The sequence below is a fragment of the Brevibacterium aurantiacum genome (genome assembly GCF_900169065.1).
In the GTDB taxonomy this organism is placed as follows: Bacteria; Actinomycetota; Actinomycetes; order Actinomycetales; family Brevibacteriaceae; genus Brevibacterium; species Brevibacterium aurantiacum.
This window is the reverse complement of the sequence record NZ_FXZB01000005.1, coordinates 12,590-37,737: the sequence shown is the minus strand read 5'-3', so window position 1 is coordinate 37,737 and position 25,148 is coordinate 12,590. Positions and strand designations below refer to the sequence as shown.

Genomic DNA, 25,148 nt, shown 5'->3' with positions numbered 1-25,148 from the left:
GAGGTTTTCCCCGATGACAGCACTGACGAACGTGACGATCTGCCGAACGTGCGGTGTCGAAACGACTACGCCTCCACCGGATGTCTGCCCGATCTGTTCGGATGAGCGCCAGTGGCTGCCGGAGTCAGGCCAGGACTGGACGACGCGTGAAGAGCTCGAATCCGAACACCACAGCGTCTCCATCGTCGAACGCGAACCCGGCCTCTATGCTCTGCGGGTGGAACCGAAGCTGGGCATCGGACAGACATGCTATCTGGCACAGACCGAGCACGGCAATCTGCTCTTCGAAGTCCCGCCCTACATCGACGAGGACGTCATCGCCGCAGTCTCCGACCTCGGCGGTGTTCAGGCCATCGCTGCCAGCCATCCCCACATGTTCGGCCTGCAGCTCGAGTGGAGCGCGGCCTTTGACGATGCCCCGATCTTCGTCTGCCGTGCCGATGCCGACTGGGTTCAGCGCGAGGGCCCCAACATCTGGCGTTACTATCACGTCGCGGAACCCGTTCCCGGCGTCCGACTGCAGCGAACGGGCGGCCATTTCCCGGGCAGCGCTGTGGCTTTGTGGACTGGTCAGGACGGCCGCGGCGTCATGCTCAGCGGAGACACAATCGCACCGGTGGCCCGGTCGGGCTGGGTGACGTTCATGCGCAGCTTCCCCAACTATCTGCCGCTGTCGGCACAGGTCGTCAGACGCGTCGCCGCCTCGGTGGCTGACCTCGACTTCGATCGCATGTACGGCAACTTCGGGCAGATGATCTCGAGCGGAGCCAAAGAGGCGGTGGCGAGCTCGGCCGAGCGCTATGCCGAGTGGGTCTCCGGTGCTCACGACCACCTGACCTGATTCGTGTACCTGGCCTGATTCTCGACGACCTGAGCAACATGCACGAAGCAGAAACCCCCACCGCCGAGGTGGCAGTGGGGGTTTGCGTGGAATCGTCCTGGTCGGCTTGTTCGCCGATGGAGATGTGCGGCTAGCTCAGCGTGAGCGGAACTGTGCGGTGACCGGGCAGTCGAAGGGATCGGCCTGGCCGAGTCCGGCCCGGTTGAGGTAGCGGACGATGATGCCGAACGATTCGAAGAGCGTCGTCTCCGTGTATTTGATGTCCTTCTGAGCGCAGTATTCGCGGACCATCGGCTGAACCTTGTGCAGGTTGACGCTGGGCATACTCGGGAACAGGTGATGTTCGATCTGGTAGTTCAGTCCGCCCATCAGGAAGCCCATCGGACGTCCGCCGGAGATGTTGCGTGACATCAGTGTCTGGCGACGCAGGAAGTCGATCTTCACGTCCTTGGGAACGATCGGCTGTCCCTTGTGGTTGGGAGCGAACGAGCCGCCCATGTGCACACCGAAGACCATGACCTGGACGATCGTGAAGACGATGCCGATGAGTGGTCCGGCGGCCCAGATTGCGATGAGGGGGAATCCGATGATGCGGATGCCGATGAAGATGCCTTCGATCCAACGGCGCTTGATCGAGGACTGGCCGACGAGAATCGCCTTGACCGAGTTCACGTGCAGCTGCACTCCCGCCAAAGTCAGCAGTGGGAAGAAGAACCAACCCTGATGGGCCGCAAGCCACTTGCGCAACCCGGTGAGTCCTTGGGCATCTGCAGGGTCGAAGATCAGTGCACCGGGGGCGATGTCGCCGTCGACGCCGGCCTTGTTCGGATTGGCGTGGTGGAGAGCGTTGTGCTTCTTTAGCCACCAGCCGAAGCTGAGGCCGATGAACAGGTTGCCGATGATGGTCGACACCCACTCGCCGACCTTGCCATTGGTGAAGATCTGACGGTGAGCCGCATCGTGGGCGACATAAGCCGTCTGGGTGAAGAGGATTCCGAAGACGACGGCCGTGGCCATCTGCCACCAGCTTTCGCCGATGAGGAAGAGCATCGCGAAGGCGACGACGTAGGAGATTCCGAGGAGGACGAAGCGCAGCGTGTTCCAGCCGGGTCGTCGAGCCAGCAGACCAGCCTCTTTGACCTGGGCCATCAGCGCACTGAAATCGCTGGTGAACTCCTGCTTCTCGGTACCGCGATTAGCTCGCCTCTTCTCGAGCACCTCCGCCCTTGTTTCTTTCCCAAGAGTGGGTGTCGACAGCGTCCTATTCACGACATCTACTGATTCCATATTACTTACGGTACGAGAGGGACCATTCGTTTGGCATCACCCCACGGCACCGTATTCCACCCCCTACTCCGGTAGGGGGTGGACGATCAGGCTTTTGCTCCAGGCACCACAAGCCCGGATTCGTAGGCGGCGATGACCGCCTGCGCACGGTCTCTGATGTCGAGTTTGTAAAGGATTCGTGAGACGTGAGTCTTCACGGTCTGGACGGCGATGAAGAGCGTGGCAGCGATCTCTGTGTTCGTCTGGCCGCGTGCCACCAGCACCAGGATCTCGCGTTCACGGTCGGTGAGATCAGGCAGTGCCTCCGCGTTCGATGTCTGCGGACCCGCGGCGAAATGCTCGATGACGCGACGGGTGACGCTTGGGGCCAGCAGCCCATCGCCCGAGGCCACCACCCGCACCGCCTCGGCGAGCTCATTGGGCGGGGCATCTTTGAGGAGGAAGCCGCTGGCACCGGCACGGATCGCATCGAAGACATAGTCGTCGATGTCGAAGGTCGTGAGCATGATGATGCGCGGAACGTCATCGCCGATACCGCTTGTCTCCGAGGTGGACACAGCCGATTTCGATATCTCTGCGTTCGCGGGCTGGCCGGCGATCCCAGTCTGGCCGGCGAACCCAGGTTTGCCAGCGTTCACCGACGCAGCAGTGTTCGCGGATTGACGGCTCCGGGCCGAGAGGATCTCGCGGGTGGCTTCGATGCCGTCGAGTTCGGGCATGCGCACGTCCATGAGGACGATGTCGGGCTTCAGCTCGGCGACAAGGCTGACGCATTCGACACCGTCTTGTGCCTGGCCCACCACCTCGATGTCGGGGTGTGCGTCCAACAACGCGGCGAAGCCTGCTCGAACCATTGCCTGATCATCGGCAATCACGATGCGAATCACGCGTTGCTCCTCTCATCACCCTGCGATTGACCCGCTGTGTCGTCTGCCTCGGCGCTTGTGAGCGCGTCTGCCTCTGCGGCAGTGACGTCTTCTGCGCCTGTGTCTGTGCCTGTGTCGGCGTCCGGGTCCGCACCTATGTCCTGGTCGGCGCTGACGTCGCGATCGTCTGTCTCGTCAGCTTCGTCTGTCTCGTCAGCTTCGTGTGAACCGGGCTTATCTGAGCCTGACTTGCGCGCATCGGCCACGGACAGCGGCAGCACCGCCGCCACTTCGAAGCCTCCGCTTCCGGTCCAGCCGGTCCGAAGTTCGCCTCCGACCGAGGACGCGCGTTCCCTCATCCCGATAAGCCCCTGATGACGGTGAACTTCGTTCTTCGCGGCCTCAGAGGGGCCTTTTCCCGCGGTGTTGAAGACATTGATCCACAAAGCGGTGCCGCCGCTGTCGATCTTGATATGGATCTGCGATTCAGTGGCGTGACGGATGGCGTTGCTCAGCGCTTCCTGGACGATGCGATACCCGGCCAGCCCGGTGCTGTCGCGCAGGCTGCGATCTAGCGGTCCCCCGCTGCGTTCCATGGTGACCTTGACTCCAGCCTGCTGTGCCTTCTTCACCAGGCCCTCAACCTCGGAGAACTTGGGTTGAGGTGCCAGCTGCTGGTTCGATTCCTCATTGCGCAGCACCCCTAAAAGTCCTCGCATCTCGGTGAGGGCATTGCGAGCGGAGACGGAGATGTCCTCGAATTCCCTTTCCACATCCGAATCGATATTGGGGTGGCGAAATGGTGCGCTCGAGGCCTGAATGTTGATGATCGACATGCTGTGGGCGACGATGTCGTGGAGTTCGCGGGCAATTCGCGTCTTCTCCTCGACCACGACGCGCTTCGAATGCTCCTCGGCAGTGTTCTCCTGCTCCTGCAGCAGCTGCGAACGGATCAGGTGCCACTGCTGAACGATAATGGCAGCCACGTAGAAGCCGCCGGCGATGCAGGAGAAGATGACGATGTTGACGATCGATGATTCCGACCGACTCTCGGGGTACTGGAAATGTCCGATCACGGCTGCGGCCGCAGAGACGGCGATGCTGGCCAGCAGCGCGGCCAATGCGACGCCCCAGTGGGCGCGGAGCCCGACGATGAGGATGATGAGGATCTGAGTGATCATCATCGGCACCATCCACGGCCATGGATTGCCGGCAAGATACGGGCCGAGCAGCGGTAGGACACCACAGGCGATGGCTGAGACGATCACGCCGAAGAGTGGGCGCAGCATTGACAGCGGCATCGATCCTGCGTGGATGACGGTGATGATGAATGCCAGCGCGACGGGTGCTTCGTGGACTCCCACCGCGATCGAGGATTCGACTGCGAGCATCACGATGGCGGTGAAGATCACCGCTATCCAGGCCAGAGCCTCAGGGTTGAATCTGCGGTCGGCTGGCAGGAATCTGTCGAACAGCTTGCTGAGCAGCACGAATTCCGGTTCTCCTTCTGCGGCTCTGAACCGATCCGAGGGGTCGAATCGCCTGGCACACTTCGTCAGTGTGACATTAGCAAACACAGCTATGCGTCCCGTGAGAGTCCCAAACCTGCCCCTCTACGGTCCGCATGCCTAGACCAGACTGCAGAGGCCAGGGACCACCGAGGTGGTCCCTGGCCTCTGCCAACCGTTCAGCCCGATCCAGTGAAATTCAGATCAGTGAAGCGAGGTTCAAACAAAACAGTTGGGGCTCAGATCAGTGAAGCGAGGATCAGAATGGTGGTGGGTCATTTGCGCTGTCGTGCTCCCACTGCACGCGTGCGGCTTGCCACGCTCTGCTCATTCGCATGTACTCGCTCTTCGAAGACCAACCTTCGGGCCCCTTCTTCGCTCTGGAACGCGGATAGCCTCTGCGACGACCCCGAGGTAGTCGCTTCATGGTCACAGGATCCGACCCGGGCGGCAGGCAGAGCTGGAATACTGCATTGTCCCAATCCTGCATCCGATCGATCATCAGTTGTCGGCGCTTGGCCTTTGCGAGGTCATAGTTCTCCTGCAGACATTGCTGATGGTCTGCCCGTTCTCGTTCGCGCTGCTTTTCCTCGTCACGTTTTCGAATCGTCGTCTCGCCGGGCGTGAGCACAAGAATGTTCGGTGGCGGAGGAACCATTTCTGTTGGGAGCCGCCACCTTTTTGGACTGATCCCCGATAGTGCATAGAGCTCAAGTGCTTGAGCAGCATCGACAGGCTGGTCTGGAGCCGTAACACCGGCGGTCACACCATGGGAGAATTCGTATTCGACAAGGCCAGATTTCGGCATTCGCACCAAGTAGTTTCGCGCAGTCTTCACCGCATGGTGCTTTTTGCACAGCGGATGCAGATTGGTGAATCGAGTGAGGCCGCCCCGGTCAGGGTGATCATGGTCGAAGGGAACGATGTGGTCGATCTCTGACTTCTCTGCTCTTCGACTGCACCCCGGTACTGTGCAGATCGCCCATTTTGCAATGAGCGTCTTCCGCACATCGTTGGGAATCCGGTAAGTCGTAGCTTTCGCGTCGACGGGAGTACCTGTAGCCGGATCCGTCAGGACTCTCGTCATCGTCTTCGAACGAGCGCCGATGCGCCGTGCAGTTTCTGCTGGCACCGGAGAACCGTCTGTCAGTGTGCCTGGAAGCTCCGATTCGCCGCTCAACGTCAGATACGGAACCGTAACCACCACGGCTGCTTGGTTCGCCAACCACCACTGGTCGGTGGGCATGCCGACCGTTATGTCATATTCCGTGACTTCGTCTTGCTGTGGTGTACCAGGAGCAAAGGCTGTTCCACCCTCAGGTGATGCCTCAGCGCCTTTCGCACACTTCGTCAGCCCGACCACACCCTGGTCGTCGAAGTCGAACAGCGGAGTCCCGTTGTCATCGAGAAGTGAGGATTCGGAGGTGGTCTGGATTCCCGTCACCGGGTCGATCCTTTTCACCTTGATACTGAGCTTCGGCTGAGGGCGGATGGCAATGTCGAACATGAGATTGCTGATGGTGCGCTCGTCGATGATTTCCACGCCGGGCGCCAGATTGAACGTATTGGAATTCCCCGCATAAATTGCCCTCGCCATGGCCTGGATGCGCTGGAAGCTCGCATTCACCTCAGCGGCTGGACCTGTCAACGACAAGCATGCGGTTCCGTCTTTGAAAGTGTCGATATCAACTCGGCGCCGACGTGCAGCTGTTTCGGCCCGGTCTGTTGCAGGCTCGAGAAGCTGAATCTTCTTACGCAGAGCAGTTCGGAAATATTCGCTCGTCACGTCTGCCCGCCTGACGGAAAGATACTCGTCCAGTCGAGGCAGGAACCGCATGGCAACCGTTTGACACAAGTCGGCGGCGGCATCGACGTGCGCCTGCGTGAATTCTCCCTCACGAACACGGTCAGCGAATCGCGGGAGTCCGTGAATAGCAGTCATCGCCGCAGTCAGGCGGCGATAGGTGCGCGGAGTAGATGTTCCGAAGATCGCGGAGATCTCAGCGATGTCCTCGGTGAACACCTGGTCGTGGACCCAACGCGAGAAATCGGTGTCCGGTTCGAAGCCAGGAAAGTCTGGAGGTTCAACAGTCTCGGGCTCGGTTTCGACCTTTGGCGAACGCACCTTCTTCGCGAACTCGGCGTCATAGGCCATGACCGCAGACGATGTAGCGGAAACGACCACAAGGTCCGTGCATCTTTGGTCGAAGTCACGATCACCCAACGGTGAAATATTCCAGGCAAGATCGCTCGCAGTCACCAGATATTCGGTTCCCTTACCCTTCTCTGTGCCTGAAGATTCTTTGCATCGATCAACTGAGCTGGCAATCGTGGCGACCGTGTAGGGGTCATCCCCTTCGGGAACGTCTGTGCCGTAGTGCTGGATGACCTGCTCGAGTATGACTCCGGCACTGAGCTCGTAGACCTTCAGCTGCGCTTGGTCATACTCTGCAGATGCACTGCCGAGATTGGTGACACTGGATTCATAGCGAACGCTATAACGGGGTGTTCCGTTTTCACCAGCATTCTCGCCGGCGTCATTGCCAGCGGAGTCGGCCTTTTTACCTTCTTCGCGGTGTTGCTCGTTGGTGGTTGAGGATGCGCTTTTCATCGTGTGTCACCTGCCTCGTACGTCATCGTCGGGAAGAGTGAGTAGAACACTGACTGAATTAAATGATATTTATATTCTATCGTATTCGAATCTTATTTGTATAGACCTATTCTTAAGAAATCTTCCGATCCGGTAGAAGTGTCTTGCCATTCACAAGTTCTGTTCGTTGTTCAATACTCTCAAACGGCACTGACACGAGATCGCCAGCAAGTTTCTGCGGTCCCATCCCAGCTGAGCCGAAGCCACCCCACCACCGCCTACATTGCGAGATAGCGCGGTCAATAAATGAGATTTCGTTTAGGTTGAAGAGCATGTGACGTGCGGTTTCGCCTGCGGCCACGCTGCCACCGCGCCGGGTCGCAGCGATCCACCGCCGCATCAGACACCCGCCACTACCGCAGCGCGCCATAGCAAGACGCCGGCAATCGTAATTGTGAAGATGAAGGAGACACTGCTCCCATGAGTGCTGAACTGATCTGCGTGATCGTCCTCGGACTGATGTTCGTCATCGGCACCTGGCGTGACATCAACATGGGCCTGCTGGGCTTCGTTGCGGCGGCAGGGGTCGGCGGACTCGTCCTCCACCAGGCTCCGGAGGAATTCCTCGCCGGATTCCCCGTCGACTTGTTCCTCGCGCTCGTGGGCCTGACCTATCTGTTCGGGTTTGCTCAGAACAACGGCGTCATCGAGGTCATCGTCCATTGGTGTGTCAGGCTCGTCGGTGGCCGGACTTCGCTCATGCCGTGGATCTTCTTCGCTCTCACCGCGATTCTGATCGCACTGGGCGCGCTCTTCGCCGTGGCCATCATCGCTCCGCTGGCGTTGTCGTTCGCGCGTAAGCATCGGATCAACCAGTTCATGGTCGGTCTCCTCGTCGTCCACGGTGCCTTGGCCGGTGCCTTCTCCCCCATCAGCGTCTATGGCATCTTCATCAACGACTACCTCGCCAAGAACGGCCTGACTCCGACCCCGTTGTCGTTGTTCTTGGCACCGCTGATCTTCAACCTGATCTTCGCACTCGTCGTCTACTTCGTCCTTCACCGTCGACCCGGATTGCGCGCCGAGGCGGACGATGCCCTGTCCGCCGAAACCAAGAGTCCCGATTCCGGGAGTCCCGAAATCCAGAGTCCCGGAACCGGGAACTCCGCGGTCAAAACCGACACCGTCCGCTTGACGCGAAGCCAGGTTCCGACCCTGATCGGACTGATCGCCATGGCTCTGTCCGTGCTGATCTTCAGCTGGGATGTCGGGATCGTGACGATCACGATCGCCATCGTGCTCACCTTCATCAACCCGGCAGCGGGCAAGGCCGCGATGACCAAGGTGTCCTGGTCGGTCGTCATCCTCATCACCGGGGTGCTCACCTACATTTCCGTCCTCCAAGCAGCAGGCACCGTCGAGTGGGTTTCCGCCGGGATCTCGGCGATCGGCATTCCCCTGCTGGCTGCCCTGTTGCTCTTCTACATGTCGGGTCTGATCTCAGCATTGGCGTCATCATTGGCGATCATCGGCGTCGTCATCGCCCTGGCCGTGCCGTTCCTCGAATCAGGCGATGTCCACGTGGGCGGCTTCGTCGCCGCATTGGCGATCGCTGCGACCATCGTCGACATCAGCCCGTTCTCGACCAACGGTGCAATGCTGCTCGCCAATGTGCACTCAACGATCCGCGACCGCTACTACAAGCAGATGATCGGATACGCCGGCCTCATGTGCCTCATCGGTCCCGGACTCGCATGGGTCGTCGCCGCAGTGCCGACGATGCTGACAACATGACACAGAGAATGTGAGACTGCTGCTGCATCCACGGTCGCACTCCCCTAGAGTCGCTGCAGACGGGTCAGCACAGGAGCTGAGCCCACCGCGCAGAACGGACTGCGCTCGAAGGAGAGCCGATGATCACCAACGACGCACAACAACGGATCCTCGCGGCAGTCGACGCCCATTTCGACGACCAGTTGGCGGTGACCGCCGAGCTGGTGAACTCGTCGTCCAGACGTGAACATGAGGAACCCGCACAGGATCTCATCGAGTCCCATTTGCACAGGCTTGGCCTCGACATCGACCGGTGGGCCATCGACTCCCCCGAGCTGACGTCGCATCCGGGCTACGGCCCCTCCACCGTCGACTACACGGGGATGACCAATGTCGTCGGCACGTACCAGCCCACTCGGAACGTCGGGAAGTCCCTGATCCTCAACGGCCACATCGATGTCGTGCCGCAGGGACCGGAGGAGAAATGGTCTCGTTCTCCGTGGGACGCCGAGGTGGCCGATGGGTGGATGTATGGCCGCGGTGCCGGAGATATGAAGGCAGGTCTCGTCGCGAACCTGTTCGCCTTCGATGCCATCCGTGAAGCCGGCTTCAACCTCACTGGTCGCATCCACCTCCAGTCCGTCGTCGAGGAGGAATGCACCGGAAACGGATCCCTGGCCGCTCTGCTGCGCGGATACACCGCAGACGCGGTCATCATCTCCGAACCCGAGGAAGATGCCCTGGTCAGAGCCAATGTGGGGGTCCTCTGGTTCACGGTCCGGGTCACCGGCAACCCCACTCACCCACGAGAGATGGCCAATGGCTTCAACGCCATCGATGCCGCGTTCGATGTGATGCAGGCTCTGCGCGTGCTCGAACAGACCTGGAATGACTGCAAGGCCGATCATCCGTATTTCGAGGACCTCGATCACCCCATCAACTTCAACTTCGGGGAGATCCGCGGCGGCGACTGGCCCTCGAGCGTGCCTGCCTGGTGCGAACTCCAGGTCCGCGTGGCCACCTACCCCGGAACGAACGCCGATGATGCCTGGGCCGAGGTCGAAAAGTGCGTGTCCGATGCCGGAACGAGTTCACGCCCGACCTTTGAAACTGTTCTGACTCCCAACGGGTTCTACGCCGACGGCTACGTCCTCGGGCCCGGCAGCGATGCCGAAGAGCTGCTCGAACGCACTCACCGGAATGCCTTCGGCAGAGATCTCACCAGCTTCACCACTCCCGGCTATCTCGACGGTCGAGTCTTCATCAACTACGGCCAGATACCGACACTCGTCTACGGCCCCGTCTCGGAGAACATCCACGGATTCGACGAGCGCGTGAGCATCGAATCAGTGCGCAGGTGCACGAAATCCATGGCGCTCTTCATCGCCGAATGGTGCGGCATCGACGAATAGCTGGCGCGGCATCGCCGAATAGTTCGGCACCCTGAATCAGGCAATCTCACAGGCAGACGTCACATACTCCCGTTGGCCTGGAAGTTCCCATGCCAGGACAGGGCCTCGCCCAGCAGGTGCGGGGTGTGCCGCCCGTTCGGGTTCTCAGCGATCGCCCGATCCAGATAGTCGCCGAGGCGGTCCCTGTAGTCCGGGTGCGCGCAGTTGGCGATGATCTTGCGGGCTCGGGCCACCGGAGAGAGTCCACGCAGATCGGCCAGTCCCTGCTCGGTGACGAGGATCTGAGTGTCATGCTCGGTGTGGTCGATGTGGCTGGCGAAGGGCACGATCGACGAGATCGCACCGTCCTTGGCCACCGAGTTCGACACGAAGAAGTTGAGGTAGGCGTTGCGGGCGAAGTCGCCGGATCCGCCGATGCCGTTGATGATGGACGAGCCCATGACGTGGGTGGAGTTCACATTGCCGTAGATGTCGGCCTCGACCATTCCGTTGATCGCAATGACGCCGAGGCGGCGGATGGCTTCCGGATGGTTCGACATCTCCTGCGTGCGCAGGAGGATGCGCCCCTTGTAGGACTCGATGTTCTCGTTGAAGTCCGCTGCCCGCTCGGCCGAGAGTGAGAATGCTGTGGCCGAGACGGAGGCGAGTTTCCCGTTGTCGATGAGGTCGAGCATCCCATCCTGGATGACCTCCGTATAAGCGGTCAGGCCTTCGAACTCGCTGTCGGCCAGATTGCCCATGACGGCGTTGGCGACATTGCCGACGCCCGACTGCAGCGGCAGCAGTTCGGGTGGAAGCCTGTGGGCTGTGATCTCGTGGCGCAGGAAGTCCACGAGGTGGGAGGCAATCGCCTTCGAATCCTCGTCGGCGGCCTTGAACGGCAGGTTCCGGTCGGGGGCGTTCGTCTCCACGACGGCGACGACCTTCGACGGGTCCACGCGCAGGTAGGGGTCGCCGATGCGCTGCATCGGTTCCAGCAGCTGGATGGGCAGACGCTCGGGTGGGCGACGGGTGCCGTAGTAGACGTCGTGGAAGCCTTCATAGGAACGTGGGTGCCAGGAGTTGACCTCGAGAATGACCTTGTCGGCCAAGTCGAGCCAGGTCTTCGAGTTGCCGACCGAACTGCCGGGAACCAGCAGACCGTTGGGCAGGATCGCAGCGACTTCGACGACGGCGACATCGAGGTTGCCGTAGAAGCCGAACCAGGCCTGCTGGGCCGAATGGCTGAGGTGTGTGTCGACGTATTCGGTGTCGCCAGCGTTGATCGATTTCCGCATTGCCGGGTCCGACTGGAAGGGCAGCCGCTTGCTCACGGCTCCCGCCTCGGCGAGCACTCCGTCGAGTTCTGGTGCGGTCGAGGCACCGGTCCACAGTTCGATGCCGAAATCGCGACCTTCATCGTGCTCTCGACGAGCCTGCTCGGCAATCGCCCCGGGCACCGACTTCGGATACCCCGAACCGGTGAACCCGCTCATGGCGACGCGGTCGCCGTGACCGATGTGAACAGCCGCTTTGTCCGCGGTGACGACTCTCGAACTCAGGTCAGGGCACGTAATTCTCGACATTCACATGAGTTTATCGGACACGGTTTTCGTCACCCTCCCCGGCCAGGAACGCCCCCGCCCCCAGCGCAATCTTCGCCTCGGCCACCACGCCGACGGCGAGCATGTCCTCGTCGACGTCGAAGCGTTCGGTGTGATGGCCCCAGGAGGTGTCCATGCCGATCTGGACGTAGGTGGCCAGGCCGCCGCGCTCCTTGACCCGCTTCATCATCGCGGTGGCGTCCTCGGATCCGCCCAGCCCACCGGAGTCATGGATCTCGGCGACTCCGTCGACTCCTTCGAAGCACGTACGGATATACGGTAAGAGCTTCGGGCTCGGCGACTCCTGGTCCGCCTTGCCGACGACCGTGACAGAAGCATCGATGTCATACATCCGGGCGGCACCGGCGATGACGTCCCGAGCTCGATCTTCCACATAGGAATTGATCGAACTCGTCTCACCACGTGTCTCCAACCGCAGCGAGGCTGCCCTGGGCACGACATTGCGCCCCTCACCAGCATGGAAGGTGCCGACATTGATGCGGCTGGCCCCTGCCGAATGCCGGGGTATCGCGTGCAGGTTCAACGTCGCCGAGGCGGCCGCAAGCAGCGCGTTCTTGCCCCTCTCCGGGTCTCCCCCGGCATGGGCTCCGACACCCGAGAAGGTCGCGTCGAGTTTCGTGCTCGCCAGGTACCCATCGGAGCCGGTGAGCACGTTGCCCTTCTCATCGTCGGATTTCAGGTGGGTCGCGACGAACAGGTCCACGTCGTCGAACCAGCCGGCGGCCACGATCGAATGAGCGCCGCGCACACCCTCCTCGGCGGGTTGGAAGATGATCTTCACGGTCCCGGTCAGCTCATCTTGCGCCCTCGTCAGCGAGGTGGCCAGGCCCAGTCCGATGGCGGCGTGACCGTCGTGGCCGCAGCCGTGCATGGCTCCGTCGTTGACCGAGGCGAAGCCTTCGGCGAACGGGCGGTGGCTGTCATCGGCAAGTTCGATCAGGTCGTTCGAGTCGATGTCGAAACGGAAGCACACGACGGGGCCGGGACGGCCGGTCTCCAACACTCCCAGGACTCCGGTGAACCCGTCCCCCATCGCCGCCACCAGCTCGGGGTCGGCTCCCTGCGCAACGGCACGCTCGCGTTCGACTGCGAGCACCTCGGCGCTGGGAACACCCAATCGGGCGTCGGGGTCGTGGAGTTCGGGGCCATACACCGTGTCCCACCCCAGGTCACGAAGGACGGTGATGATCGCCGAGGTGGTCCTGAATTCCGTCCACCCCGTCTCCGCGAACCGATGGAAGTCCCGTCGCCAAGCGGTGAGCTGCGTGGTCAGTTCGGATGTCAGTGTCACGCTGGGGTCCTCTGTCAGGGGTCAGTATTCGTCAGTACGAATGGTAGTCCTGACTCGCTGCGAACCGGTTGGGAGTTTCCCAGGCGGACCGAGTCGCGGTCGTGTCGAGCGCCGCATTCTCCTCGGCTCGCGAGTCGAGAGCCGCGGCTGCCTCGGCGCGGGACCTGCGAATGGTCGTCAGCGCGAGGCTGGGCACCGGGATGAAGACGATGACGGCTAGGAGGAGGACCAGGGTGAAGATCATGATCGCGTCGATGAGCGAGGTGCCGATGGCGATCGCACCGACGACGATGGCCGGCAGCCCCGCCCCGGCGTAGAACGCGAGGTAGAGGGCGGCGGTGATGCCTGCTCGCTGACGGGACGGCGTGAGCAGGTCGGTCTCCCGGTTCGCTCCCCAATAGCTGAGGCCGTGGCCGGCACCTGTGGCGACGGCGGCAGCGGCCATGAGGACGAGTGCGGTCGCGGCGCCCAAACTGGGCAGGTTGGAGCTGAGCAGCAGGGCAGCACCGAGTCCCATGAGCGTCAGGCCGATGGTCTGTGCGGCCCGCGGCTGCAGCCTCGGTGCCACGAATTGACTGGCAGCGGAGATGACGAGGACGGATCCGACGATGAGTCCCGAAGTCAGTGTGCTCGGTTCCGGCAGCACCGATCCTGTCATCGAGGGAAGCAGTGCGAGGAAGAGTCCGAGCGCGGCCCACCCGAGCAACCCGGTGACGGCGGCGATGTTGAAGCTCGAGCGCATCGGACCGGGCACCGATGGCCACGTCGGACGCCAGCGCTGCCGGGTGATGGGCTTGTGCAGGCGCAGGGTCGCCACGAGCGCGGCGGTGATGATGAGGAGTCCGATCATGACCCAGAATGGAGCCGTCAGCGCACCGGCGGAGATTCCATCGCCGGAGGTCGCCTCGGCCACCGCGCCGGCGATGATCGGACCGGCGCCGGTGCCGAGGACGAAGGACATCGTGGCCACCGTCGAACCGAGCCACGGGCGTGAAGCCGGTGAAGCTTCGACCATGAGTGCGATGCCGGCACCGGTGCCCAGTCCCAGTCCGATTCCGGTGAACACGCGACCAGCGAAGAGTCCGCTGACCCCGATTGAGCCGACGACGAACAGTGCGGTGCCGACACCGACGCAGACGATGGAAGCCAGGAGCACGGGCTTGCGTCCGAAAACGTCCGCAGCGGATCCGAACAGCAGCAGTGAGGGCAGGCAGCTGATGACGTAGGTCGCGTACAGCGCCGTCATCGTCGAATCCGACATCGAGTAGGACTGCTGGAAGAGCGGGTACAAGGGGCTGGCGAGGTTGGCGGCGGCCGCGAGTGTGAACAGCACGGCGGCCCCGATCCACAGCTGGCGCCTCGATCCTCTGATGCGTGCGTACTCGGGCAAGCAGAAACCTCCTTCTGTTCAGATCGGCGCTGTCGGCTGGGTGGCCATGGCCTGATGACTTCATGATGCAATTCTTGAAGTATTGTTGTCTATCGTAAGATCACAAACGCTATCGTTCGATGGAACCGCATGATTGATAACCGACTCACAATGCTGAGCATGATTGAGCGACACGGCACGGTCACCGCTGCCGCTGAGGCTCTGCACTATTCGCCGTCCACGGTCTCCCATCAGGTCAAACAGCTGGCCACAGAACTCGGTGTCGTCCTTCTCGAGCAGCGCGGGCGCAATATCCGACTCACTCCCGCCGCGCATTCGCTGCTGAGCCATGTCGACGTCATGTCCGCCGAGTGGGAGCGGGCGCTGGCCGATCTCGACGCCTATTCGACGACCGTCACCGGCTCGATCACCCTCAGTGCGTTCTCCACCGCTGCAAGCATTCTGCTGCCGCAGACGATGCGGGCGCTCAATGAGGAGTTCCCGCATCTGGCCACGCAGACGATAGAGGCCGAACCCAGCGAATGCTACGACCTGCTGCTGGCCGGCGACGTCGACCTGGGCATTGTCGCCGTGACCACGGATACGCCTGCAGGCTCCGATGATCGCTTCGCCCAGCAGTTCCTCATCGACGACCCGCTCGACCTCATGGTCCCCCTCGACCATCACCTGGCCGACCGCTCCTCGGTCTCCATTGCCGACGCCAGGGAGGAGACGTGGATCCTCGGCCGTCCGGGAACCACGTACCACCAGCTGGTCATCGCCAACTGCGCCAGCACCGGCTTCACTCCTCGGATCGGCCACTACGCCAATGATTGGAACACCGGCACCGCCCTGGTCCACGACGGGTTCGGAGTCTGCGTCGCCTCCCGCCTCTCGCGTTCACAAGATCTGCACCCGGTGCGGCGCATTCCGCTGACCGGCGAACACGCCCCGACCCGTCACATCGCCGCGGTCACTCGGGCGGGAGCCCAGGACCGGCGGACGATCCGCTTCGCTCTCGACCTCCTGACCCGTGAGACCCAGAACGTCATGGAGCAGCTGGGCAGGGACCTGGGCGATCGTTGACCACGAAGCAGAGGCACCTCCGTCGCAGCAGAATGTCGCCCGGCAGCCCGCCCGGACGATTTCACAGCGGACAATGACTGTCCTGCAGGCAGGTCGCTGTCTGATACAACGGAGGCATGAGCACTTCCCGCCGTCCACCACCGACGCCTGGGCTCCGTCTCTTCGCACCGCTGAGCGTACTCGGCGCCGCGATAGTTCTCGCCCTGGCTGTCCATCCCCAGTGGTCGACGATTCTCATCATGGCCGCCCTCGCAGTCCTCGGCGCTGGACGGAGTCTGTTCCGCGCCGAGAAGTGGCAGCCGGCCGACGACATCACGACCCTTCGCCTCGGACTCATCATGGTCTTCGCCGCCCTCGTCCTCGGCAATGTCGGCTTCTCGTGGCCGGCCGTGACCGTCGGTGCGCTGGCACTCATCCTCGACGCCTGCGACGGGTACGTGGCACGGCGAACCAGGACCACCTCGGCGGGGGCCGACTTCGACGAATCCGTCGATGCGCTCGTCGTTCTCGTCCTCTCCGTCGCTCTCATCCCGGTCTGGGGATGGTGGGTGCTTCTGCCGGGCACCTTCTACTACCTCTTCCGCGGGGCCACCCTCATCCGCCCCGACTGGAGACGGCAGCTGCCGCCGTCGGTCCTGCGCAAGACGATTGCGGCAAGCCAGGGAATCCTCCTGCTCACCGCGGGGTCACCTCTGGCGGTGGAGAACCCGTGGATCGGCATCATGAGTGCGGCGATCGCCCTCGCCGCACTCGTCATCTCCTTCGGCCGCGACGTCCTGTGGCTCGAGCAACACGCCGAAGCCCGGAGACCAACACCTTCGCGCTGATATGCGGCAGGCTCCATCGGGCCCCATTACGGTGCCCAGAAATCGGAAGATTCGGGAAAGCTTGCCTGAATGCAGACCCGGCCCGAACGTAGACTTGGACAATGACTGCCTTGCATGGAAGCACGGACTCAACCGGCCTGGTCGGCGGGCCGCCGAGTAAGCTGCCCACCGTCCACGGGCTCTTCACGCTCCGCACCTTCGCCCACGATGGAACGGCCCATGCGGTGATGTCGATCGGTGACCCGGCGTTGGTGGACGCTCCCCTTGTGCGAGTCCACAGCGAATGTCTCACCGGCGATGCCCTCGGATCGCATCGCTGCGACTGCGGTGACCAGCTCTCAGCTTCGCTCGCGGCTATCGCTCAAGCCGGCGACGGTATTCTCATCTATCTGCGCGGGCATGAGGGTCGCGGCATCGGACTTGAGAACAAACTGCGTGCCTACGCCCTCCAGGACACCGGCCTCGACACCGTCGCCGCGAACCGTGCCCTCGACCTGCCCGACGATGCACGAGACTACACAGGGGCGGCAGCGATCCTCCACGATCTCGACTGCCCGCAGATCACCCTGCTGTCCTCGAACCCGAGCAAGGTCACCGCCCTTGAGGGCATGGGCATCACGGTGGCCGAACGCCGTGATCTGAACGTGCCGGACCGACCAGAGAGTGCCGGGTACCTTGAGGCCAAACGCCGCCTCATGGACCATATTGCCCCTGCCGTTCACCGATACGTCGACAAGACGGAGACGAACGCCGAGGGCACAGCGAGCACAGTCAGCACAGAGGATGCAGGGGACACGCTGGCCGCCTATGACACGATCTCCGACGGAGACGAGGTCGTCGCACAGCTGGCGCAGAGTGAGGACGGTTTCATCGCGACGTCCGATGGAGACGCGCAGTTCGTCTCCGGGCAGATCGACCGTGCCCATCTCCATCGGATCCGGGCGTCGGTCGGTGCCGTCCTCGTCGGCTGCGGCACTGTCATCGCCGACGATCCCCGGCTGACCGTGCGCGCCGTGCCCGGGGAGAACCCCGTCCGCGTCGTCCTCGACCCGCATGGTCGAGTCCCGACCACTGCCACCGTCCTCACCTCACCGGAGTCACCAACGCTGTGGCTCATCGGCGCCGAGGTTGCCCCCAGTTCGGACGTCGGGGACCACGTCAGTGTGGTGCGGCTCCCTGCGGCCGAGGGCGACGACATCCCTCCAGCACGCATCGTCTCGCTCATCCGTGAGTATGTCGCCGGGTCAATCCTCGTTGAGGGCGGCGGACGGACTGTGTCGTCGTTCCTTGCAGCCGGCGTACTCGACCGGCTGTTCCTCACCTCGGCGCCCGTGTTCATCGGCAATGGGGTTCCGGGGATCCGCTTCGAGGGCACTCCGGTCATGGCTGAGGCGCTGCGTCGGCCGTTCCGGCGTTACCAGTTCGGTGAGGACATGTGCACTGAGTACCTGCTCAGCGAGCTTGCGAACGGTGGCTCCGCGGAGGACTCTCACCGCTGTAGTGGCGGCGGCCCACCAGCCTGACAACGAGGGTGATGGCGCCAGGCAACGTTGAGATCGTTGCCAGGAGACCGTAGCCGGTCGACGAGGTGACCGCCCATTCGACGGAGCTTGCGAGGCTGCCGGCCAGAATGCTCACACTGACTTCGCGCACTCCCCAACCGCCGACCCCCAAGGGAATGCTCATCGCTGCGAGGCCGACGACTGCGAGCGCCGGAATGACCGGGCCGCCGAGCGCGGCCATCGCGGTGAGGTAGAGCCCGAGGAACGATCCGATGGTCACCGCTGCCGTCAGCCACACGATCCCGATCGTCGATGCTGCCATCCCCCGCATGCCCAGAATGGAGAGGACGCAGGTTGCTGCCGCGACCGCCGCGGCAATCCATGCGAAGCGCGAGGCCACCGGGAGCAGAGTGAACGTGGCCGTGGCGAAGAGCAGAGTGGTGGCACTCAGACGTTCGGCTCCGACGACGGTCAGCGGGGACAGCCATCGGCGCGGGCCGGAATTGCGATAGGCCGCGACGCGGGCCATGTCTCCGCCCAACCCGCCAGGCAGGATCATGTTGAGCAGACTGGCAGAATAGCAGTCTGCAAGGGCTCGCCGCGGAGTCACATGAGTTCCGGACTGCTTCAGCAGCAGAGAGAACCGCATGGCCTGTCCGGCAGTGGCGAGCAGGCCGAGGCCCAGCGAAGCGAGGATCGTCAAGGGGGTGACCACCCGCCCGCCTTCGAGCAGGGCCTGGATTCCGACGATGCGCACGGTGAGGCCGAGCAGGGCAACGGTGATGAGCAGCATGAGCACCCGCCGCAGCCACATCGTCCTCATCGCTTCGGCTCGCCGCTCGGCTGGGCGGGCCGATCGGCACGACCACGGTGGTCTGTGGCGTCGATGAGCACATCAGTGTGGTCGACGACGACGCGCAGCCCAGCAGCCTGACCCTCCGTGCGACCTGACTGACCGTCTGATCGCGATTCGACATGGTTCAACCGCTCTTTCAGCCACGACCGACCTGCCTCTCGCAGGCCGGGGTCTTCCTCGATGGCGGCATCAACGCGTTCGGTGAGGAACCGGATGAGGAATTCCGAGTCTCGTGGTGCTTCAAGATGCCAGGGGGCGGCCGACGTTTCCACTCGTGCACCGATGTCGCATGCCTCAGCCTCCAGCACCGGCGCCGCCTGCGTGCCGAGCCGTGAATCACGGCGCTGGTGGCGGCCGAATGCCTCGTCGATGACTTCGTCATCTGGGTGCGGTGGGCTGAGATGCCACTGGCCGGCGATGCTGAGCAGGAAGATTCCGATTCCGGAGAAGCGGTGCAGAGTCTCGATGATTGCCGCCGTGTCATCGCGGGTGAGCACGTCGAGCAGAGCACTGCCGGTGATGAGCAGTTCGCATGGATGAGGCGACACGGTGGATGCTGTTCGCGGATCGGCCCCAGAACCGGCGTTCCCCGCCGACGATGCCGCAGCCAGTGCTTCGGCTGCGATGTCCGGCAGGGACGAGATCGGGGCTGCGACCGTGTGCACTGCGGTGCCGAACCTGTCAGCGGCGACCTCGAGTGCGGCTTCATCGGCATCGACGAGCACCCACTGCACCCGACGTCCGCGCAGTCGTTCGGTGAGGCGGGCGTCGAACCACCGCATGGAGTTACCGGTTCCCGCTCCGACGTCGATGACGACCAACGGCCGTTCTGTGTCGACCGTCAGCGCGCGAGTCGCCAGTGACCTGGCCGCCTCGTCGAGGAGCGGGAGCGCATGCTTTCGCGCTGCGTCATCGAAGGGCACCCTCAGGTCCAACCATCCCGGCTCTGCCGCAGTCATGAGACTCTCACCTGGCCCTCCAGAACGGCGAGCACGGTGCGCGCCGTGTCATTCCACTCGGGCACAGCGGACTCACGGATTTCACGAGCCGTTGCAGCGAGTTCGGCTCGGTCAGCCTCGTCGCTCAACCACCGCTCCAGCAGGTCTGCCCAGGCTGAGACGTCCAGCGCCAGTGCACGACCAGCGCCCAGCGCCTCTTGCGCCCCGGTGCCTGCGGTGACGAAAGAGGGAATGGCTGCAGCGGCGGCTTCGCGCACGACCATTCCGAAGGTCTCTTCCTTCGAAGGCAGGAGCAGCAGGTCCGCGTGCCGGTAGAGGTCGTCGACGGCATCCTCGTCGAGTTCGCCCACACACTCCACCGAGGTCAGGCCCTCCAGTGCTTCACGAACGCCTTCGGCATAGACGGTGTCGGTGATGGGGCCGGCGAAGGTGCAGCGCCAGGCGGTGGCATCGCGTCGTCGCAGCTCCTGGAGGACGTGGGCGAGGAACAGCTGGTTCTTGTTGTCCTCCATCGCACCCAGGCAGATGAGGTGGGCAGGCGAACCCGGCTGCGCCACGGGGCGCACATGCGTTCCGGGGCGGGCAACCTCGGCGGTGATGTCGTATCTTCGGGCCACCTTGGCGGCGGCGAAGGCACTCGTCGTGACCACGGCAGATGCTGCCTGCAGACAGTCAGCCTCGCGGCGCTGAGCAGAAGGCCCCTGTGCGAGCGAATGTTGGAGCATCACTACCGGGCCAGACAGCGGTGTGGGAAGGCTGCATCCGATGAGTCCGTCGATGAGGACCGGGCGCTGCGACTCACCCGACTGACATTGTGCAACCAGTTGGCGCAGCCTGGCCACATCGTCCTCCGTCGGCTCGGGCCAGGACCCCGGTGCGGTGATGCGCTCGATCCGGCCTCCGGCCGCAGCACTGAGTTCGGAGTTGTAGCGCAGTCCCCCGCTGATGCGTCCGAGGTCCGGTTCGATGAGGGTGAAGGTCACGGCCGATTCGCAACGGTATAGGACACTGCGGCGCGAGGATTCTCGCGGAGGTGGACCGCGATCCCGATGTCGGGACGGTCCGCGAGCGAAACGGAGAGGCGGGTGCCGATGTATTCGGCGATGGTCTCACTCGTCGAGAAGCGGCCCGCGAAATCGGGATGCTCATCGAGGTTCGCATACTGCAGCGGTGTCAGGGCGTCGTCGAGCAGCGCCAGAGCCTCACCGATGTCGAGGACGACGGCATGCTCGTCGAGCTCGGCCCGGGTGAACGTCACCTCGACGGCGAGGGTGGCACCGTGGAGAGACTGCGCGGGCCCGAAGAATTCGTGCGGCAGACTGTGGGCGATCATGACGTGGTCGTTGACGCTGAGGCTGAACATTCAGGACCCTTCTTCGTAGTCGAGCACATGGCACAGGGTGGCTGCCGCGGTCGCCGTATCGCTGCTGAGTTCGTCCATCAGCCACGGCAGGTCCTGCCACCCGGATACCCCGGTGATGAGGGCGTCGAAACGATCATCGTGGAGCGCAGTCAGTGCCGCACGCAGTCGGTCGCTGCGGGTCCTGCGCGCGCGGTGTCCGGCCGGAACCCGACCCACTTGGCTGGCGACGATCGAAAGGCGCCTGGCGTGGAAGTCGGCACCGAGTGCCACCTTGGGCTCCGTGTCCCCGTACCACGAGGCTTCGACGACGGTCCCGTCATCGCCGGTGATCTCGAGGGCCCGCGCCAGCCCGCCTTCGCCTCCTGAGGTGTGGATGGCGATGTCACAGTCATCACCGGCGTCCTCGGGAGTCAGGGCAGTCAGGCCCAGGCTGGTCAGGAGGGTGCGCCGTTCGGGGTTGGTCTCGATGATTTCGAGGCGATCGAGTGGAAGATGCGAAGCCAGCAGCGCGGTGGCGGTTCCGATCATGCCCGCGCCGATGATCGCCACCCGGTCACCGTAGTGCGGGGGTGACTGCCAGAGGATGTTGAGACCGGTTTCTGCGGCTCCGGCCAGCAGCGCCCGATGGTCGGAGATGCTCTCGGGGATCGGATGGACATCGTCGGGGGTCACCAGGTGATGGCTGTGGTGGGGCAGCAGTCCGAAGACGCGTGTTCCGGTCCATGCTGCCGGGCCTTCGTCGACGACGCCGACAGCGAGATATCCGTAGGAGACCGGATGGGGGAAATCGCCCATTTGGTGCGGGGCGGCCATGAGATCGGCGACTCGTGGTGGCACTCGGCCGGTATGGACGAGGGTTTCGGTCCCCTTCGACACCGCCGAGGAGGTCGTGCGTACCCGCATCATCTGCCCCGCGTCGACACCTGACTCAGTACCTGGGTCGGCACCTGCGTGAGGGGTCGACACCTCCCTCCAACGTCCCTGTCGGTGGGCCTCGGTCCAGTACTGCCAAGCCATACGAGCATCCTAACAGTGCAGGTGAGCCGATCATCGGGTCGAGCTGCACGCCAATGCAGAGCATCGATTCACTCAGGCTTTCGGAGACTGGAGCTGGCACCCCAGCCCAGACGGGCGGATTCACCATTGTCATTGGGGTCATCGAGCGCGACGGCGGCACTCTCTACTGCACCTCGCTCTTCCTCACGGCCGCGGAGCGCTACCTGTGGGGTCGCGGCGACGGACCGACCTTGGACAACGTCGAGACTCGTCCCGCCCTTGGGCGAAGCTGTGGAAGCACACCACCTACGGCCTGTGATCAATCGCGATCGTCCTCGCAAGAGCAGGACCGGTTCGTCACAGGAAAGGGCGCATGGGCCGCAGCGCCCAATCGGCGACCTGGGCCACCGGGTGGCGGTCCAGGAAATCCTGCCCGAGCTCCTGGCTGTGCTCGGCGTCGCTGAGGAACGCCTTCTCCATCTCCGCCGCGAAGTCAGGATCGATGATCTCGACATTGGTCTCGTAGTTGAATGACAGCGAGAGCCGATCGATGTTCGCGGTGCCGATCGTTGACCATGTGCCGTCGACCGTGGCGATCTTCGAGTGGATCATGGCTGCGGTGTAGAGCAGAACGGTGACGTCGGAGCGCAGCATCTGTTCGAAGTAGCCCCGTGAGAGATAGTCGCCGAGGATGTGGTTGGATTCCTGCGGTACCATGATCCGCACGTCCACGCCGCGGGCGGCCGCGTCGATGAGCGCCTTGAGGAGCTGCTGGTCGGGGATGAAGTACGGGGTGGTCAGCCAGATGCGGTTCTGTGCACGTTCGAAAGCGTTGATATACATCGAGCGAATCGGATAGACGAGCTGGATCGGCAGGTTGGCCGAGACGCGCAGCTTCGACTCCCAGATCTGGGGCGCGACCCACGGTATCTGTTCATCGGGTGTGTGGAGTTCGTTCCACACTTGGGCGACGGACTGGCGCAGCCCCCAGGTGCCGGGCCCATCGGCCTTCAAATGGGTGTCTCTCCAGTGGCGGGCGTAGAGGGAGCCGATGTTGAAGCCGCCGACGAAGGCGACGTCGTTGTCGATGATGAGGATCTTGGAGTGGTTGAACCCGGAGTAGCGCAGTGGTCCCTTCCAGAATTTCCGGGCCACTGTCGGCACTCGCAGGACCTTGATGGTCTCATCGAGCTGGTCGTAGAAGGACCTGGGTGTGCTCAGGTTGGCGAATCCGTCGTAGATCAGGTGAATGTCGACACCGCGGTGTGCTGCGGCGTTGAAGGCGTCGATGAACTTCTGGCCCATCTCGTCGTTCTTCCAGATGAAGGTCTCCATCTGAATCGACTCACTTGCGGATCCGATCTCGTCGAGCATGTCGTCATACAGTGTCGCCCCGTCGGTGTAGATGCTCAGCTGGGAGTCTTCGACGTGGGCGTGGAAGGTCCCAGGACGTGGCGCCGTCCGATGTTTGCGACCGCGTTTCTGCACCAGGTCGATCGCCAATGAAGCCCCCACTGTGAGCGGGACCGCGCAGGCGAGCCCGGCGGCGGCCCATGGTGCGATGGCGCGGAGGCGATCGAGGCCCTGACGGAGATTGCGCGGAATGGCTCCCATAACTGTTCAGTATATCGGCCCCCAGACGGCGGCAACGTTGACCTCATACCCAAGATTGAGGTCTATCGTCGGCAGGAGGTGCCCATATACGGCACATCGTTGCACTGCTTTAGGAGGAACGAATCATGGCTGAATCAGTCAAGGTACCCCAGCCGGCCGGAACGAAGACCACGGGCGCGGAGAACGCGGAGCACGGCTTCACTGCGTCCCCTGCTCTGGCCAAGAATATGCAGTCCGTCCTCGTCGATTTCATCGCTCTGCAGTTGGTCGGCAAGCAGGCCCACTGGAACGTCGTCGGCCCCAACTTCCGCGATCTGCACCTCAACCTCGACGAGGTCGTGGCCATCGCCCGCACCGGCTCGGACAGCATCGCCGAGCGAATGAGGGCCCTGCACGCCACAGCGGACGGTCGCCCCAGCGTTGTCGCCGAGCAGTCGTCCCTGCCGGAGTTCCCAGCCGGCGAGATCACGACCCATGACGCCATCGATCTCAGCGTGCGCGCCGTCGAAGCCACGGTCGCGACCATGCGCAAGGTCCATGACGAAGTCGATGCCGCCGACCCGACCACGGCCGACATCTTCCATGAGTTCATCTCGCAGCTGGAGCAGCAGGCGTGGTTCCTCAGCGCCGAGACCCGCACCCCGTCGAACTGACCTGAGGAACCGTCCCTGTGACGGTCCTTTGAAAAGCCACCGGTGACCACGTCGTACAGACATGATCCCCGGTGGCTTCTCCGTGTCACGCACCCATTTGAGGCAACCGCACTACTCCGAACGTGCTGCCTCAAACGGGTGCTTGAGCATCTTCTGCTCGAGGCCGCTATCGACAATGCGCTGAGCAGCGGTCGAGGGTTTGCGTTCGGCCTGGGCGCTCACGCAGGCGGTGAACTCGTGGGCAACTGTCAGGCGCGGATATTTCTTGAGGACCTCGTTGACGAAGCTCGAGGGCAGGTCCCCCGATCGGGCGCCGGTGATATCGAGAGCCGTGCCAGCCTCGAGCAGATACCCTTCGAGGTCGGTCGACGGGTCCACGGCTGCCCAGTTGTGCCGGACAATGACATCTTTGGCGCGTACACGCCGATCTCTGGGCCATCCGGCTCCCGTCGTCAGCGCAACGGCGATGTGACCGCCGGCTTCCTCGTACGACAAAGTGTGGTTGTCGAATGGCTCGGCGATTCCGATGTCATGAAGCAGTGCGGCTACATAGAGAAGCTCGTCATCGAAGGTGGATCGACTTTCCATTGCGGCAAAGCCACGCGCCCAGTGCCATGACCGCAACACGTGGTTGAGCAACGCAGGCGAGTGATAGTCAGCCGCCAGTTCGTATGCTGCGATTGACGCCCGGCTGTCAGGGGCTTTGAGATCGCGCAACTGCAGGTGCGAGCTCGTTGTCATCAGTTTCGTC

Annotated in this window: 21 protein-coding genes; 7 read left to right on the top strand and 14 right to left on the bottom strand. The window is 63.1% G+C overall.

Features of this window, described 5'->3' with window-relative positions; genetic code table 11:
* Nucleotides 1-13: 13 nt before the first annotated feature.
* A complete protein-coding gene (locus tag BAUR9175_RS04570) occupies nucleotides 14-841 on the top strand; it encodes a hydrolase (protein WP_009883039.1) in 828 nt (275 codons plus the stop codon).
* A 135-nt stretch (nucleotides 842-976) separates the two neighbouring features.
* On the opposite strand, the gene BAUR9175_RS04565 is transcribed toward BAUR9175_RS04570, so the two are convergent.
* The 4 genes from BAUR9175_RS04565 to BAUR9175_RS04550 all read right to left on the bottom strand — a co-directional run bounded on the left by BAUR9175_RS04565 (nucleotide 977) and on the right by BAUR9175_RS04550 (nucleotide 7,113).
* A complete protein-coding gene (locus BAUR9175_RS04565) occupies nucleotides 977-2,128 on the bottom strand; it encodes a fatty acid desaturase family protein (RefSeq protein ID WP_081448551.1) in 1,152 nt (383 codons plus the stop codon).
* Nucleotides 2,129-2,214: 86 nt separating this feature from the next.
* Nucleotides 2,215-3,015, bottom strand: coding sequence for a response regulator transcription factor (locus BAUR9175_RS04560; protein ID WP_083248702.1), 801 nt, complete (start codon nucleotides 3,013-3,015; stop codon nucleotides 2,215-2,217).
* Entirely contained in the window at nucleotides 3,012-4,484 is a 1,473-nt protein-coding gene (locus BAUR9175_RS04555; RefSeq protein WP_101583073.1) for a sensor histidine kinase, read from the bottom strand. The genes BAUR9175_RS04560 and BAUR9175_RS04555 overlap by 4 nt, the downstream gene beginning before the upstream one ends.
* Nucleotides 4,485-4,761: 277 nt before the next feature.
* Complete coding sequence (locus BAUR9175_RS04550) at nucleotides 4,762-7,113, bottom strand: HNH endonuclease signature motif containing protein (RefSeq protein WP_009883034.1); 2,352 nt, start codon at nucleotides 7,111-7,113, stop codon at nucleotides 4,762-4,764.
* A 459-nt stretch (nucleotides 7,114-7,572) separates the two neighbouring features.
* On the opposite strand from BAUR9175_RS04550, the gene BAUR9175_RS04545 reads away from it, so the two are divergent.
* Both BAUR9175_RS04545 and BAUR9175_RS04540 read left to right on the top strand, forming a co-directional pair.
* Entirely contained in the window at nucleotides 7,573-8,886 is a 1,314-nt protein-coding gene (locus BAUR9175_RS04545; RefSeq protein WP_069599861.1) for an SLC13 family permease, read from the top strand.
* Between the two features lie 119 nt (nucleotides 8,887-9,005).
* Nucleotides 9,006-10,277 carry an ArgE/DapE family deacylase gene (locus BAUR9175_RS04540; RefSeq protein ID WP_096167515.1) on the top strand — a complete coding sequence of 424 codons (1,272 nt, stop codon included), beginning with the start codon at nucleotides 9,006-9,008 and terminating at the stop codon, nucleotides 10,275-10,277.
* Between the two features lie 59 nt (nucleotides 10,278-10,336).
* Here the strand turns inward: BAUR9175_RS04540 and scpC are convergent, their stop codons facing one another.
* The 3 genes from scpC to BAUR9175_RS04525 are packed head-to-tail and all read right to left on the bottom strand — an operon-like array spanning nucleotide 10,337 to nucleotide 14,562.
* Nucleotides 10,337-11,842 carry a succinyl-CoA:acetate CoA-transferase ScpC gene (gene scpC / locus BAUR9175_RS04535; RefSeq protein ID WP_096158564.1) on the bottom strand — a complete coding sequence of 502 codons (1,506 nt, stop codon included), beginning with the start codon at nucleotides 11,840-11,842 and terminating at the stop codon, nucleotides 10,337-10,339.
* Nucleotides 11,843-11,852: 10 nt separating this feature from the next.
* Entirely contained in the window at nucleotides 11,853-13,172 is a 1,320-nt protein-coding gene (locus BAUR9175_RS04530; protein ID WP_009883029.1) for an amidohydrolase, read from the bottom strand.
* A 31-nt stretch (nucleotides 13,173-13,203) separates the two neighbouring features.
* On the bottom strand, nucleotides 13,204-14,562 hold the full coding sequence (locus tag BAUR9175_RS04525) for an MFS transporter (RefSeq protein ID WP_101583072.1): 1,359 nt from the start codon (nucleotides 14,560-14,562) through the stop codon (nucleotides 13,204-13,206).
* A 129-nt stretch (nucleotides 14,563-14,691) separates the two neighbouring features.
* Here BAUR9175_RS04525 and BAUR9175_RS04520 point away from each other — a divergent pair, with 129 nt between their 5' ends.
* From BAUR9175_RS04520 to ribA, 3 genes are all read left to right on the top strand, one after another.
* Complete coding sequence (locus BAUR9175_RS04520) at nucleotides 14,692-15,627, top strand: LysR family transcriptional regulator (RefSeq protein WP_101583070.1); 936 nt, start codon at nucleotides 14,692-14,694, stop codon at nucleotides 15,625-15,627.
* A 116-nt stretch (nucleotides 15,628-15,743) separates the two neighbouring features.
* A complete protein-coding gene (locus BAUR9175_RS04515) occupies nucleotides 15,744-16,454 on the top strand; it encodes a CDP-alcohol phosphatidyltransferase family protein (protein ID WP_009884907.1) in 711 nt (236 codons plus the stop codon).
* A gap of 101 nt (nucleotides 16,455-16,555) precedes the next feature.
* The gene (gene ribA, locus BAUR9175_RS04510) at nucleotides 16,556-17,977 is read left to right on the top strand and encodes a GTP cyclohydrolase II RibA (protein ID WP_009884908.1); all 1,422 of its coding nucleotides are present in this window, start codon (nucleotides 16,556-16,558) and stop codon (nucleotides 17,975-17,977) included.
* Here ribA and BAUR9175_RS04505 read toward each other — a convergent pair.
* The 6 genes from BAUR9175_RS04505 to BAUR9175_RS04475 all read right to left on the bottom strand — a co-directional run bounded on the left by BAUR9175_RS04505 (nucleotide 17,907) and on the right by BAUR9175_RS04475 (nucleotide 23,744).
* Nucleotides 17,907-18,770, bottom strand: coding sequence for a lysylphosphatidylglycerol synthase domain-containing protein (locus tag BAUR9175_RS04505; protein ID WP_029417641.1), 864 nt, complete (start codon nucleotides 18,768-18,770; stop codon nucleotides 17,907-17,909). The genes ribA and BAUR9175_RS04505 overlap by 71 nt on opposite strands.
* A gap of 5 nt (nucleotides 18,771-18,775) precedes the next feature.
* The gene (locus BAUR9175_RS04500; RefSeq protein WP_009884910.1) at nucleotides 18,776-19,771 is read right to left on the bottom strand and encodes a class I SAM-dependent methyltransferase; all 996 of its coding nucleotides are present in this window, start codon (nucleotides 19,769-19,771) and stop codon (nucleotides 18,776-18,778) included.
* Complete coding sequence (locus tag BAUR9175_RS04495; RefSeq protein ID WP_009884911.1) at nucleotides 19,768-20,754, bottom strand: glycosyltransferase family 4 protein; 987 nt, start codon at nucleotides 20,752-20,754, stop codon at nucleotides 19,768-19,770. The genes BAUR9175_RS04500 and BAUR9175_RS04495 overlap by 4 nt, the downstream gene beginning before the upstream one ends.
* Entirely contained in the window at nucleotides 20,751-21,134 is a 384-nt protein-coding gene (locus BAUR9175_RS04490; protein ID WP_009884912.1) for a 6-pyruvoyl trahydropterin synthase family protein, read from the bottom strand. The genes BAUR9175_RS04495 and BAUR9175_RS04490 overlap by 4 nt, the downstream gene beginning before the upstream one ends.
* Nucleotides 21,135-22,151, bottom strand: a complete 1,017-nt coding sequence (locus BAUR9175_RS04485; protein WP_009884913.1) for a zinc-dependent alcohol dehydrogenase — start codon at nucleotides 22,149-22,151, stop codon at nucleotides 21,135-21,137.
* Between the two features lie 336 nt (nucleotides 22,152-22,487).
* On the bottom strand, nucleotides 22,488-23,744 hold the full coding sequence (locus BAUR9175_RS04475) for a phospholipase D-like domain-containing protein (protein ID WP_101583067.1): 1,257 nt from the start codon (nucleotides 23,742-23,744) through the stop codon (nucleotides 22,488-22,490).
* A 125-nt stretch (nucleotides 23,745-23,869) separates the two neighbouring features.
* Between BAUR9175_RS04475 and BAUR9175_RS04470 the strand changes: the two genes are divergently transcribed.
* A complete protein-coding gene (locus tag BAUR9175_RS04470) occupies nucleotides 23,870-24,397 on the top strand; it encodes a Dps family protein (protein ID WP_101583066.1) in 528 nt (175 codons plus the stop codon).
* A gap of 111 nt (nucleotides 24,398-24,508) precedes the next feature.
* Here BAUR9175_RS04470 and BAUR9175_RS04465 read toward each other — a convergent pair whose 3' ends face one another.
* Nucleotides 24,509-25,138 carry an HD domain-containing protein gene (locus BAUR9175_RS04465; RefSeq protein WP_009884916.1) on the bottom strand — a complete coding sequence of 210 codons (630 nt, stop codon included), beginning with the start codon at nucleotides 25,136-25,138 and terminating at the stop codon, nucleotides 24,509-24,511.
* Nucleotides 25,139-25,148 lie beyond the last annotated feature (10 nt).